Genomic DNA, 14,080 nt, shown 5'->3' on the forward strand with positions numbered 1-14,080 from the left:
TGCAGCGGATGCGGCGATTCGTGACGGGATTGAAAAATCGTAACGCGTTGCCATGACGGTCGGCGGTCAGGTCCTAGTCATTGCAACTGGAATGCCAGGTGGGTTGGGGTCTTATGTTTCCGCTGATGAAAAATTGGATGGTAAAATCGCGCGGGCCATTGTTGGGATTAACGCGTTTAAAGGCGTGCAATTTGGCGGTGGTTTTGACAATGCTGAAAAATACGGCGACCAAGTGATGGACGAAATTTTCTGGGATGCGGAAAAGGGTTTCTATCGTGGCTCAGACAATTTAGGCGGCTTTGAAGGTGGCATGACAACTGGGGAAGCGATTGTGGTGCGTGGCGTGGTGAAGCCGATTCCAACACTTTATCGGCCAATGCAGTCGGTTGATATTGATACCCACCAAGATCACAAAGCGTCCATTGAACGTTCCGATACGACGGCGGTGACGGCAGCTGCGGTGATTGCCGAAGCGATGGTGGCCATTGAGTTGGCTAAGGCCGTTTTGGATAAGTTTGATGCCGACAATATTGACCGGATGAAAGAACAGGTCGCGGCCTACCGTGAAGAAGTTCGTCGTTTCTAACAAGATATTTTCAGATAACAGGAAAAAAGGAGAGGCTATGATTCGATTAACGCCCGCCCCGACAACGGGCCTACACGGGCAACTAACTGTCCCTGGGGACAAATCTATTTCACACCGCGCCTTGATGTTTGGGGCGATTGCCCAAGGCATGACTGAAATTGAAAATTTCTTAGATTCTGATGATGTGTTACACACCATGCGCATTTTTCAGGACTTGGGGGTTCAGATCACACAAACCGGCACACATGTCCGCATTCAAGGACAAGGACTTGAACATTTTCAGGTGCCTAACGCGCCATTAGACATGGGAAATTCAGGGACCTCCACACGCTTGTTAATGGGGTTGTTGAGTAAACAGCCCTTTGATATGACGATTTTTGGGGATGGCTCATTAAGTCAGCGGCCGATGCAACGTGTGTTAGCACCGTTATCACAAATGGGGGCGCAAATTACGTTGACCGATGGTGATAAATTACCAGGTGTGATTCATGCGAATCAAGCGTTAACCGGTATCACCTATGAGATGCCGGTGGCGTCGGCGCAAGTTAAAAGTGCCATTATTTTAGCTGGGATGCAAGCCGCGGGACAGACGACAATTATTGAAAAATTACCTTCACGTGACCATACGGAACGGATGCTGCGCCAATTTGGCGGTCAAATCCAGGCAGATCATGGCGTCATTACCTTGTCACAGCAGCCAACATTGATGGGCCAACATGTCGTAGTACCAGCTGATATTTCCAGTGCTGCCTTTTTCATTGTGGCTGCCTTGATTACCCCGAATTCTGAGATTACTTTGAAAAATGTGGGCATTAATCCAACGCGCGATGGGGTTTTGCGTCTGCTACGGCAGATGGGCGCTGACTTAACGCTGACTCATGTGAATGACGGCTATGAACCGACTGCAGATATTACAGTGCGCGCCCAACCGTTACATGGGATACAAATCACCGCTGCAGATATTCCTAGTGCTGTAGACGAAATCCCAATTTTGGCCTTAGCTGCCACGCAAGCACAAGGGGATACTGTCATTTCGGGTGCGGCTGAACTGCGGGTGAAAGAAACAGATCGTATTGCCACGGTGGTTGCTGAATTAACAAAGTTGGGCGCAGATATTGAGGCCTTACCGGATGGCATGATTATTCACGGTGGCACACCACTCCATGGTAGCAATGAGTCCACGTTGTTAGAGACGCATGGGGACCATCGGATTGGTATGATGAATGCGGTGGCCGCTTTGATTGCTCATCAAGATGTTGTGATGACCGGCGAAGATGCGATGAGTGTCTCTTATCCTGGATTTTTGGCCGATTTGATGCAGGTGATGCGATGAACATTGTTGTGCAAGGGTTAGGAGAAATGGGGGCGTCATTGGCGGTTTGTTTGAACGCCCAACCGGCGCATCACGTGATTGGTGTTGATCAAGACCCAAACACGTTAACACTAGCGTTAGCCCAAGGAATTGTTGCCGAAACGGCATCACAATTAGCGCCAGTCGCTACGCAAGCTGACGTCATTATTTTAGCAACACCCGTGACAGGGATTATCCAAGCATTGCAAACACTCGCGGCGCTGCCTTTGAAATCGGATGTCATCATCACAGATACTGGCTCGACAAAACGTGACATTATGGCCGTAGCAGCCACGCAACTCGCTCATGTGGCCTTTATTGGTGGTCATGCCATGGCGGGGACGCATTTAAGTGGGGTGACTGCCGCCAACCCACAGTTATACCAGCAAGCACTCTATTTTCTCATCCCGAATCAAAAAGGGCAGGCTGCTTTATCGACATTGCAAACGTTGTTGGCGCCCTTACAGGCGAACTTTAAAACGATTGACACAACCACCCATGACCACTTGATGGCGATGATTAGTGATGTGCCGCATATTGCGGCGTTTGCGTTGATGAATGCAGCGGTTAAGCAACTTGGGGATGTGGCCGATTTTGGGCAATATGTAGCCGGTGGCTTTAAAGATACAACGCGCATTGCAGCCAGTGACCCCAAACTTTGGACGGACGTTTTAATGAGCAATCAAGCAGCGGTACTTGCCAGTACGCAACAACTGATGGCGGAACTGACTGCATTTAATCAGGCATTGGCCGCACAAGACACTGACCAATTGTTACGATTGATTCAATCTGCGCAAAAGGCACGACAACATTTATGAGGTAGCGACAATCATGTTGACAGCACCAGAAACATTGCTATTGGTTGGATTTATGGGCGCCGGCAAAACGACGATTGGTCAGGAAATTGCCCGCCAACACCACGCCAATTTTATCGATTGCGATTCAGAAATTGAACGCCGCGCTGGCCAAACGATTCCAGAAATTTTCGCCAGTCAAGGCGAGGCGGGTTTTCGTGCGCTGGAAACCCAAGTTTTAGCAGATTTGCAGACGTTTAAAGGTGTCGTGGCGACCGGTGGTGGGGTGATTGAGCGGCCGGAGAATCGGGCAATATTGCAAGCCTCATCGGCCACGATTATTTATCTGCATGGGAACTTGGAAAGTACGATTAGTCGTTTGCTGAACGAAGGCCAACGGCCGTTGTTGCAAGAAAAATCAACCGCAGCATTTTTTCAGCTATGGCAATTACGGGATCCGTTATATCGTAGTGTGGCACATGTCACAGTGGAAACGGTTGGTAAAACGCCTGAACGACTGGCAGCAGAAATTATCGCGTTATTTAGTACGCCGGAAGATGAATTAGATTTGTTACAATTACGCTCGGAAATTGATGCGCTTGATCGTCAAATTTTTCAAATGATTGAAAAACGTATGCAAGTTGTGGGTGCTGTGGCGCAGTACAAAGAAAAATGCGGCATGGCTACCGTACAAACAGCGCGCATGCAACAGATGCGTGATTTATTGAAATATGATTTTGCGCAATCGGCTGATATCTCAGATGATATGATTGATCAAATTATGACCATCCTGACAAATTCAGCGATTAATAAAGAAAATAAGCAGTTAAAGCGATGAAACTACACACGTTAGGGCCTGTCGGAACCGACTCAGAACAGGCAGCCAAAGATTATATCACCGACCAGACGTTGGTTTTACATCAAGATTTTGAAAGTATTTTAACGCATTTAGACGATTATGCCGGCGATCAAATTCTCGTGCCAGCAGCGTTTAAATCGCATCAATTGCCAGTGTTGGATTGGGCAAATTTTAACTATTTGGCTTGGGAAAAGGCAACCATTGTGGCCACGTTTGCTCGGCCTTTGATGACGCTTGTTGTGGTTGAAAATACCGCTTATGCACGCAATGTGGCTGTCATCCATGCCGCAACTGAGGGGTTATTGGCCCAATATTTACGCGCTAATAGCTTAGATAATGCCTGGGGACCCTCGGTGATTTTTGCCCCCAGTAAGCCTGTCGCCATGTCAGCCTTTATAAATGACCAAAATCGGTTTACAATTATATCAGAAGCACAATTCTTAAAATTACCAGAAAGTGAAGACCCAAAGTACCAAGTGCGACAACGATTAAGTCCACAAATGGTCTGGGTTGTCTATCAAATCAAATGACATTACGAGAACAATTACACCTTCCTGAAAGTCCAACTGGTAAGCCAGTTATCGCTGTGCCATTAATGCTTGGCCCAACTGATAAATTGACACCGTTTGCCCAGCAACTCCAAGCCCAAAAGCCAGACGTAGTGGAATGGCGCGCCGACTATATTGCGGATGATTTTAGTGAAGCGGTGATGTGGCAACAAGTGAAAGCAGGGGCGCAAGCAGCGTTAGCGCAAAAAGATGTTTCCGCGATGACGGAAGCTAAAATGTTAGCAGAAATCGACCAAGCCCAGCAGGAATTTAAGGCGAATTGGCCGATTATGAACCAACAAATCATTAAAGAACTGACGGGGTCAGTGTTTGAGACGATTGGCGACTTTCCCATTATTTTGACGTATCGCACGCAAGCACAAGGTGGTCGGGGCGAAATGTCACCACTTGAATATACGTTGTTCATGGTCAATGCGTTAAAATCAGGGTATCATTTTGCCGCTGTTGATGTGGAATATACGTTAGCTGCCGAATTCCGTGATAAAATCATGGCGGCCGCACGTGCAGTTGATGTGCCTGTCATCATGTCGTATCATGACTTAAATGAGACACCGGATGTGCCGGTTTATTTAGCTGATTTGGCGGCAACGGGTGCTGATGTTGTGAAACTTGCGGTGACACCACATGATGAAGCGGATGTTGAGCGGTTATTGCTGGCAACACAAGCCGCACAAATTGCACAGCCGCTCATCACCATTAGCATGGGGCTATTGGGACAGCGGTCACGGATTGAAGGGTATCAATATGGCTCAGAAATGACTTTTGCGGTCTTAGATGGCCAACCTGTAAGTGCGCCAGGACAACTGACAATAAGTGAATTAAGAGCAGCTTGGCAAGCCAAATAAAAAGTCGCGCAATAATTTGCGCGATTTTTTATTTTTTATGAATGACTGCTTTTGATGCGGCTGAGCCTGAAATTGCAGGGATTGCAATGATCGCAATTTCGCCAACAATAATGGCCAAAACGGCAGCACCAACAAATGAATAAGTACCACCAGTTAATTGAGACACAATGTAACCCAAAATTTCGCCAAATACAGCAGACCAAAAAGCAACAGTAATGAATTTCATACTTTTCACCTCTTTACAGAACTATCATACGCTTATTCCTGAAAAGCGCAACCTTTTTTCACGATTTTCGTGTATAATTAAAGGGAACAAAGTTTCGTATCATGAAACGAAATTATGCGGAGGGCTAATGTACGCACCGTTACAAATTTTAAGCGCCTATAGCTTACTAAAAAATCCTAATACGATTCCTCAAATTGTTGCAACAGCGAAAGCACGGCACTATGAGGCGATTGCCTTAACCGATCTCAATGTGATGTATGGGGCAGTCGAGTTTTACCGAACGGCTTTGGAAAATAATCTTAAGCCGTTATTTGGCGTAACTTTGGAAGTTAATGGATTAGTGAACACGGCGACAACGTTTCCCATGATTTTAATCGCGGAAACGCAAGTCGGTTATCAAAACTTGATGTGGTTATCATCAGCGAAAATGACGGCCAAAACGCCTGATTTAACGTTGGCGGCATTGTCAGAGCATTTAAAAGGGATTAACGTGATTTTGCCAGGCGATAGTGAATTACCACAGTTCATTGCGTCGGCCTACGATGATGTGGCGCAATATTGGCAAACCCTCACGACTTATATTGCGCCAGCACATTTATATTTGGGGATTAACCCCCAGATGGCGCCACAAATCCAAACCCGTCTCGCTGAGTTCCAAGCGGCAACCCAAGCACAATTGATTGCACTAGATGACGTTGCGTATCTGAATGCAGATGATGCGTTCACGACCCAGGTGTTAAAGTCAATTGATGCCAATGTCAAACTAGAGGGTATTAAAGCGTTGGCCCAGCAATCAGGCACCCAAATTTTACAAGATTACAACCAGGTCAAGGCCGCCTATCAGACGAGTGATTTCTTAAAGGCGGCCTTTTTGGCCAATGAAGCCTTGGTAGCCAGAAGTCAAGTCACGTTGACTTTTAGTCAGACAGCTGCTTTACCGGCGTTTCAGTTGCCAGCTGGTATGCCGGATGCCGGCACGTATTTAAAAACGTTGGCCGAGAAAGGCTTGGCGGCGCGATTACAAGGCTTGCATGTCGATCAGTCCCGTTATCAAGCGCGTTTAGCACATGAGCTGGCAGTGATTGATCAGTTGGGCTTTAATGATTATTTCTTAATTGTTTGGGATATTGTAAATTTTGCTTATCAAAACCATATCCAACTCGGGGCAGGGCGTGGATCGGCTGCTGGGTCACTGGTCGCATATGCCTTGCGTATCACGGATGTGGATCCACTGCAGTTTGGCTTACTTTTTGAACGTTTTTTGAATGCGGAACGTGTCCAAATGCCAGATATTGATATTGACTGGCCGGATAATAAACGCGATGTTGTCTTGAAATATCTACATGACAAGTATGGTCAGCGTAATTTTGCTCAAATTCTAACGTTTGGCACGTTAGCCGCTAAGCAAGCACTGCGCGATACGGCGCGCGTGTTTGGTGTCTCGCAGCAAATGATGAGCCGGATTAGTAATGCCGTACCAACAGGTAAACAAGGGCGAAAAGTCTCAATTCAAGATGCGCTCCAAGCAGGTGATGGGCTTCAAAAGGTCTTGTCAGAACTTGATGACGGGCAATTACTGCTAAAGGTTGCCCAACAAATCGAAGGGTTGCCACGAAACTATTCGACGCACGCAGCGGGTGTCGTGTTAAGTGCCGATACACTGGTGCACACATTGCCGGTGCAGTCAGGGACTGACGAACGCTTATTGACGCAGTTTGAAAAGGATACGGTTGAGGCGTTAGGACTGCTAAAAATTGATGTCCTAGGGTTATCAAACTTATCCATTTTGGCACAAACTTTATATGAAGCACGGCAGCAATTGCCAGAGCACTTTGATATTAGCCGTGTGCCATTGGATGATGCGGCAACACTTGCTTTGTATGCTAAAGGCGATACCAATGGGATCTTTCAATTTGAATCGGCAGGCATTAAACATGTCTTGCGGCAATTGCAACCGGCCACCTTTGAACATATTGTGGCGGTTAATTCACTTTACCGGCCAGGGCCCAGCCGTAACATTGAAAGCTTTATCAAACGGCGGCATGGTCTTGAACCCGTGACGGTGCCTGACGCCAGCTTGAAAACTATTCTAGCGCCAACATTTGGCATTATTGTGTATCAAGAGCAAGTCATGTTGGTTGCTGAAGCCTATGCGGGTTTGACGCTTGGGGAAGCGGACGTGTTGCGTAGTGCCATGTCAAAAAAGAAGCTGACGCAAATGGCGGCGATGCAGGAAAAGTTTATTAATGGGGCAGTAGCCTTGGGACATGATCGCCAAGAAGCGGCCCAAATTTTTGCTTATATTGATGAATTTGCAAACTATGGCTTTAATCGCTCGCATGCGGTGGCATATAGTAAGTTGTCTTTCCAATTGGCTTATATGAAAGCCCATTATCCAGCAGCATTTTTTACTGCCGTGTTAAATGCCAATTTAGGGTCACCGGAAAAGGTGCGGCTGTATGTTGCGGAAGCTAAGGCGCGTCAATTGCAAGTAGCAGCACCGCACATCAATCAGTCACAACGTTTTTGGACAGTTAATCAAGGCGTCTTGCAAATGGGACTAAAAAATCTCCGAGGGTTGCGAACTGATTTCGTGGCTGCTGTCTTGGCTGAACGGACAGCTAATGGCCCGTTCCAATCGATTCAATCCTTTGTTCGGCGTCTACCAGAAAAGTTTAGAAAACGGGACACGCTGCGTCAGCTAGTTTATGCGGGGGCTTTAGATACATTCGGCTACAATCGGATGGAACTTGTTACCGCTTTAGATGATTTGATTGAAGCGGCTAGCTTTGGCGACTTAATTTTAAACGAAACCAAAATTAAGAAAATGCCGGATTGGGATTTGACGGAGAAGTTAACCTATGAAAAAGAGGCCATCGGGGTGAATTTATCGGGCTATCCACTGGATGGGTATGCCAGCTTAATTGCTGATCACAATTACCAAGAGATTGCTGATTTGACTGAAAAGACTGATAAAAAGCAACCGGTGACCGTTATTGCCCTCATTGACCAAGTGCGCACAACCCGTACCAAAAAGGGTGAAGAAATGGCTTTTGTCACAGTATCAGATGCGACGGGTACAACTAGTGTGACCGTTTTCCATCAACTTTATGACAAAGTGAAAGCTGACCTAAAGGTTAGCGCCATTATCCAATTCACGGGCCGTGTGGATTACTATAATGGGAAAATTTCAGTGGTGGCCAATCACTTGAGTTTGGCCCCGGATTTAACCCAATCACAACAAAAAGGGACGTGGTTTTTGCAGTTTGATACCGCACATGATACGCAAGAAAATCGCCGTGACGTTATTGCAGTTTTGAAAAAGTATCATGGTAATAATCCCGTCGTGATTCATTGGCAAAATGACCAAAAAAATCAACAATTAGCACCGGCATTTTGGTTAAGTGATGAAACCGCTATCATGCGTGAACTGGCGCCATTGCTGGGAAATGATAATGTGGTCTTTCGACGAAGTCATTAATATTATGGCTTGTATAAACACCTAAGAATGTATAAAATAGAGCTTGGGTAGTGTTGCACAAGCAACAACCAAGATAACTAAGGAGCATATTTAACCATGAAAAAGACGAAAATCGTCTCAACACTTGGTCCGTCATCATCTGATGTCGAAACAATCGTCAAGTTGATCCAAGCGGGTGCCAACGTATTCCGCTTCAACTTCTCACACGGTGATCACGAAGAACACTTGGGCCGCATGAATGCTGTTCATGAAGCTGAAAAGATCACAGGTAAGACAGTCGGTATCTTGTTGGACACAAAGGGTGCTGAAATCCGTACAACAAAGCAAGTCGATGGTAAGATTGAATTCCAAACAGGCGACGTTTTGCGTATCTCAATGGACGAAAACCTTGAAGGTACAAAGGAAAAGATTGCCGTAACCTACGCAGGTTTGTTTGATGACGTGCAAGTGGGTGGACAAGTCTTATTTGATGATGGTTTGCTTGGCACAACTGTTCTTGAAAAGGACGTTGCCAACCGTGAACTTGTTGTTCGTGTTGACAATGATGGTATCTTGGGATCACGTAAGGGTGTTAACGCACCTGGTGTTTCAATCAACTTGCCTGGTATCACTGAAAAGGATGCTGATGACATCCGCTTTGGTTTGGACCACGGTATCAACTATATTGCCGCATCATTTGTTCGTAAGCCTGAAGACGTGCTCGAAATTCGTGAGCTGTTGAAGGAAAAGAACATGGAACACGTGCAAATCGTGCCTAAGATCGAATCACAAGAAGGTATCGACAACCTTGATGCCATTATTGCCGTTTCTGATGGTTTGATGGTGCCACGTGGTGACATGGGTGTTGAAATTCCAGCCGAAAACGTGCCTTTGGTACAAAAGGAAATGATCCGCAAGATGAACTTGGCTGGTTTGCCAGTTATCACTGCGACACAAATGCTTGACTCAATGGAAGAAAACCCACGTCCAACACGTGCCGAAGCTTCCGACGTTGCCAACGCTGTCTTCGATGGTACTGATGCCACAATGTTGTCAGGTGAATCAGCTAACGGTGAATACCCAGTTGAAGCCGTTGCAACAATGGCTGCTATCGATGAAAAGGCTGAATCATCATTGCCTTACTACGGTCGTCATCAAGATCTTCACTTTGATGAAACTGATTCAACTGAAGCTGTTGCTTCAGCTGTATCACGTATTGCCCACAGCGTAAACGCTAAGGCAATCGTTGTGTCAACAAACTCAGGTTACACAGCACGTATGGTATCAAAGTACCGTCCAGAAGTTAACATTTTGGCCGTGACTTATTCAGAACGTGTACAACGTGGTTTGACTTTGAACTACGGTGTCTTGCCAGTTGTTTACGAAGCCCCTGCAACAATCGATGAAATGATTGCATTGGCTAAGACAGCTGTTAAGGAACAAGGTTTGGCTAACTCAGGTGACACAATTGTTATCGCAGCCGGTGTACCAATGTCACAATCTGGTACAACAAACATGATTACTGTACAAACAGTTTAATCAAATTAATTGCTTTAAGTGAAATAGCCGCTAGCGGCTATTTTTTTTGCTTTGGGTTAAAAATTAGCAATGTCATAAAACCTACCACAATTAAAACGATCAATTGGTCTAGCTGATATGATTAGAGCAACGTTAAAAGAGGAGTACAGTTTTATGAATACAGGTGATTTGGCTTGGGTGTTAATTTCAGCGGCATTGGTTTGGTTAATGACGCCAGGTTTAGCCCTTTTCTATGGTGGCTTGGGTGAACGACGCAATTTATTGCACACGATGTTTGTGCCAATTTTAATTATTGGTATTGCGACAATGGTCTGGTTCACTGTTGGTTACTCGTTAGCCTTTGGTGGCGCGGGTGATATCATTGGGAACTTTAAGCACTTGTTCTTATCAGGGGTGTCATTTACCCATTCAACCAAGAGTTTAACGATTCCAGATGGTGCGTTTGCCTTATTCCAGGGCATGTTCCCAATTATCACAGCTGCCATCATTACCGGTTCGGTGATTGGCCGTGTCCGCATTAAAGCCATGATTGTGTTTATAACGCTATGGTTGATTTTTATTTATACCCCATTGGCACACATGGTGTGGGGCGGTGGTTTGTTGGCTAAGCTAGGTGCGATTGACTTTGCTGGTGGGACAGTTGTTCATATTTCAAGTGGTGTGACGGGCTTGGTATTGGCTTTGATGATTGGTCATCGTCATAATGACAAACACGTACCAGTTCGTCCTTCATACGTCCTAATTGGTGGGGCATTGCTTTGGGTTGGTTGGTTTGGCTTTAACTCAGGTTCTGCATTAGCTGCCAACGGTATTGCTGTTTTGGCCTTGGTTAACACGTGGTTGGCTTCAGCGGCTGGTGTATTGACTTGGGGACTTGCCGAATATAAAATGCATGGCCGCGCTACCTTGTCGGGCATTACTAGTGGTGGGGTTGCTGGTTTAGTTGCCATTACGCCAGCTGCAGGTTTCGTTGCCCCTTGGGCTGCGGTTGTGATGGGCTTGTTAGCCGGTGTCATTGGCTTTGGCGGCATTACTTTTGTTAAGAATAGTTTTGGTTATGATGATACGCTAGATGCCTTTGGGATTCATGGCATTGGGGGTGCAGTTGGGGCTATTTTAACTGGTGTGTTTGCTGATAAAACGATCGGTGGCATTGCTGGTGCTGTGAACGGTGACTGGTCACTCGTTTGGAAGCAGTTGGTTGCCATTTTGTTCACCGTGGCCTTTGCGGCGATTGGTACCTATATTTTGGCAAAAATCACCGCAGTGATTGCCGCGCCATTACGCCTAACGCCTGAAGAAGAAGCGCAGGGTTATGACAATATTATGCATGATTTAACGGTGGAATAACGGGCAAATGCCCGTTTTTTGTGTTAAAATTAAAAGAAACAATATAAAAGGGGATTTGCAATTTGTCAGCACAAATACAGCAAATTTTTAAATTCGAAAATGCCGAGCAGCAGACGAAATTAATTGGGGTAAATGATAGTCTTATCCGTCTCATTGAGGAAGGATTAGATGTCACGTTGCATGCACGCGGTGACCAGATGACGATTGCGGGTGAAGCCGATCAGGTGGCACTTGCGCAAGCTGTCTTACATGAACTAACGCAACTGATTAAACATCAAATTACCGTTTCACCGGCAGATGTCGTGAGTGCTGTCACGATGGCACAACGTGGCACACTTGAATATTTTGGTGATTTATATTCAGAAACATTGATTCGTGATAATAAAGGCCGTGCCGTTCGTGTGAAGAACTTCGGGCAACGGCAGTATATTCAAGCCATTCGCAAGCATGATGTGACTTTTGGGATTGGACCAGCCGGTACGGGAAAGACCTATCTTGCCGTCGTGATGGCGATTTCTGCGCTGAAGCGCGGGGAAGTTGAGCGTATTATTATTACGCGACCAGCTGTTGAAGCGGGTGAGTCACTAGGCTTTTTGCCAGGTGATTTGAAAGAGAAGGTTGATCCGTATTTGCGACCAATCTATGATGCGATGCATGCCATTATTGGGGCTGAACAGACGCAGCGCTTGATGGATCGTGGGGTCATCGAAATTGCGCCACTGGCTTATATGCGTGGCCGAACATTAGACGATGCTTTCATCATCTTGGATGAAGCACAAAACACCACTAATCAACAGATGAAAATGTTTTTGACACGTTTGGGCTTTGGCTCAAAAATGATTGTCAACGGTGATATCTCACAAATCGATTTACCACGTGGGGCTAAGTCTGGTTTGATTACGGCGCAAAAGATTTTGCAATCAGTGAATCGGATTGCCTTTATTAACTTTAGTAGCGCAGATGTGGTGCGACATCCAGTCGTTGGATTGATTGTTAATGCCTACGAGGCCGCAGAAGCTGCACAACACACGAATGAAAAGGAGCCATCCTCACATGGATCTAGCGATCATTGATCAAACACAAGCTGGTATTAGTCGTTATCACCACGACCTCGTGACGTCGGTGATTGATTTTGCTGGCCAAGCATTAGCTTTACCAGATGATACAGAAATGTCGATTACATTTGTCAATAATGAGGACATTCAACGTTATAATCGCGAATATCGTGGCGTAGACAAACCCACTGATGTCATTAGTTTTGCCATCGAAGAAGGCGATGACGTGTTTGAACAAATTGCTGCGGTGGATGACATTGCTAAAAACATTGGGGATATCATTGTCTCTGTGGATGTCATCGCTACGCAAGCAGAGTACCTGGGTCACAGCTATGAACGTGAGCTTGGCTTCTTGGTCGTGCATGGCTTTTTGCATCTAAATGGTTATGACCATATGTTAGGCGATGCAGAAGAAAAGGAAATGTTTGATTTGCAGCGGAAGATTTTGGACGATTATGGCCTCAAGAGATAATAAACAGACAAAATTAATCGGTGAACCAGCATCAGAAAAGCGGCAAACAACGCGTAATCGCAATTTCTTCCGAGCAATGCGTAACTCGCTGAACGGGATTTGGTTGATCTTGGTGCGCGAACGCAACATGCGTATCCATATTTTGTTAGCTTTTCTGATTTTAGTTGCTGGCTTGCATTATGGCTTGTATCGATCAGACTGGCTTTGGGTCACAATGGCCGTGTTTATTGTGATTTTCAGTGAATTTTTGAACACGATTATTGAAGCCGTTGTGGACCTCGTCGTGGAAAAAAAGTATCATCCGTTGGCAAAACTGGCCAAGGATGTCGCTGCGGGGGCAGTCTTAGTGGCAGTTGGCGTTGAAATTATCATTTTATTGCTGATTTTTCAGCCTTATGTTTGGCGTCAATTCGGCATTGTGACTAATTTTTCTGATTTGCTACATAATTTTAAATAAGGTAACATTAATATGTGGTATCGATAAGGTACCTACTGTGCTTGGATTGCCAGTGGTAATCGAGCTATCACTATCAATAGGGGAGAAAGTCGACCTAGGCGTCGCAAAATATTATGACAGAAACACCATTTAAATCAGGATTCGTGGCCATTATTGGCCGACCAAATGTTGGTAAGTCAACATTGCTTAATCGCATCGTTGGTGAAAAGATCGCCATCATGTCAGATAAAGCACAAACAACACGGAATAAAATCCAAGGGATTTATACCACTGATAATGCACAAGTGGTCTTCATTGACACACCTGGTGTGCATAAGCCACAAAATTCATTGGGCGACTTCATGGTGAAGTCAGCCTTCTCAGCATTGCATGAAGCAGATGCCATTTGGTTTGTGGTGGATGCCTCAATGCCACGTGGTCGCGGTGATGATTTTATTATTAGCCGACTTAAAGAAGTAAAAGACACACCAATCTATCTGTTGATTAATAAAGTTGATTTGGTCACGTCAGATGAACT

General features: G+C 45.6%; 13 protein-coding genes and 1 pseudogene. 13 read left to right on the forward strand and 1 reads right to left on the reverse strand.

Annotation, left to right across the window (positions count from 1 at the left end; genetic code table 11):
• The 6 genes and pseudogenes from ACW12G_RS03635 to ACW12G_RS03660 form a co-directional block, all read left to right on the forward strand.
• Positions 1-586: pseudogene (locus tag ACW12G_RS03635) on the forward strand (chorismate synthase); the annotation flags it as partial.
• A gap of 37 nt (positions 587-623) precedes the next feature.
• The gene (aroA, locus tag ACW12G_RS03640) at positions 624-1,919 is read left to right on the forward strand and encodes a 3-phosphoshikimate 1-carboxyvinyltransferase (RefSeq protein WP_455647289.1); all 1,296 of its coding nucleotides are present in this window, start codon (positions 624-626) and stop codon (positions 1,917-1,919) included.
• The gene (locus tag ACW12G_RS03645; RefSeq protein WP_147001446.1) at positions 1,916-2,755 is read left to right on the forward strand and encodes a prephenate dehydrogenase; all 840 of its coding nucleotides are present in this window, start codon (positions 1,916-1,918) and stop codon (positions 2,753-2,755) included. The genes aroA and ACW12G_RS03645 overlap by 4 nt, the downstream gene beginning before the upstream one ends.
• Positions 2,756-2,768: 13 nt before the next feature.
• Complete coding sequence (locus tag ACW12G_RS03650; protein WP_455647290.1) at positions 2,769-3,569, forward strand: shikimate kinase; 801 nt, start codon at positions 2,769-2,771, stop codon at positions 3,567-3,569.
• A complete protein-coding gene (locus tag ACW12G_RS03655) occupies positions 3,566-4,120 on the forward strand; it encodes a hypothetical protein (RefSeq protein WP_455646330.1) in 555 nt (184 codons plus the stop codon). Before ACW12G_RS03650 ends, ACW12G_RS03655 begins: the two co-directional genes overlap by 4 nt.
• Complete coding sequence (locus ACW12G_RS03660) at positions 4,117-5,004, forward strand: type I 3-dehydroquinate dehydratase (RefSeq protein ID WP_455647291.1); 888 nt, start codon at positions 4,117-4,119, stop codon at positions 5,002-5,004. Before ACW12G_RS03655 ends, ACW12G_RS03660 begins: the two co-directional genes overlap by 4 nt.
• 28 nt (positions 5,005-5,032) lie before the next feature.
• Here ACW12G_RS03660 and ACW12G_RS03665 read toward each other — a convergent pair whose 3' ends face one another.
• Positions 5,033-5,230 (reverse strand): DUF2929 family protein, encoded by a 198-nt coding sequence (locus tag ACW12G_RS03665; protein ID WP_029509313.1) that lies wholly within the window; start codon positions 5,228-5,230, stop codon positions 5,033-5,035.
• A 127-nt stretch (positions 5,231-5,357) separates the two neighbouring features.
• Here ACW12G_RS03665 and ACW12G_RS03670 point away from each other — a divergent pair, with 127 nt between their 5' ends.
• The 7 genes from ACW12G_RS03670 to era all read left to right on the forward strand — a co-directional run.
• Complete coding sequence (locus tag ACW12G_RS03670) at positions 5,358-8,711, forward strand: DNA polymerase III subunit alpha (RefSeq protein WP_455647292.1); 3,354 nt, start codon at positions 5,358-5,360, stop codon at positions 8,709-8,711.
• Between the two features lie 96 nt (positions 8,712-8,807).
• Complete coding sequence (gene pyk, locus ACW12G_RS03675) at positions 8,808-10,229, forward strand: pyruvate kinase (RefSeq protein ID WP_010002699.1); 1,422 nt, start codon at positions 8,808-8,810, stop codon at positions 10,227-10,229.
• A gap of 153 nt (positions 10,230-10,382) precedes the next feature.
• Complete coding sequence (locus ACW12G_RS03680; protein WP_055307988.1) at positions 10,383-11,579, forward strand: ammonium transporter; 1,197 nt, start codon at positions 10,383-10,385, stop codon at positions 11,577-11,579.
• 62 nt (positions 11,580-11,641) lie between these two features.
• A complete protein-coding gene (locus tag ACW12G_RS03685) occupies positions 11,642-12,652 on the forward strand; it encodes a PhoH family protein (protein WP_029509317.1) in 1,011 nt (336 codons plus the stop codon).
• Positions 12,633-13,106 carry an rRNA maturation RNase YbeY gene (gene ybeY, locus ACW12G_RS03690; RefSeq protein ID WP_048701737.1) on the forward strand — a complete coding sequence of 158 codons (474 nt, stop codon included), beginning with the start codon at positions 12,633-12,635 and terminating at the stop codon, positions 13,104-13,106. The genes ACW12G_RS03685 and ybeY overlap by 20 nt, the downstream gene beginning before the upstream one ends.
• The gene (locus ACW12G_RS03695) at positions 13,090-13,563 is read left to right on the forward strand and encodes a diacylglycerol kinase family protein (protein WP_010006338.1); all 474 of its coding nucleotides are present in this window, start codon (positions 13,090-13,092) and stop codon (positions 13,561-13,563) included. Before ybeY ends, ACW12G_RS03695 begins: the two co-directional genes overlap by 17 nt.
• A gap of 113 nt (positions 13,564-13,676) precedes the next feature.
• Positions 13,677-14,080: GTPase Era (era, locus tag ACW12G_RS03700; RefSeq protein ID WP_455647293.1), on the forward strand; the 404-nt coding region annotated here is incomplete at its 3' end.

The organism is Leuconostoc sp. (genome assembly GCF_965300815.1).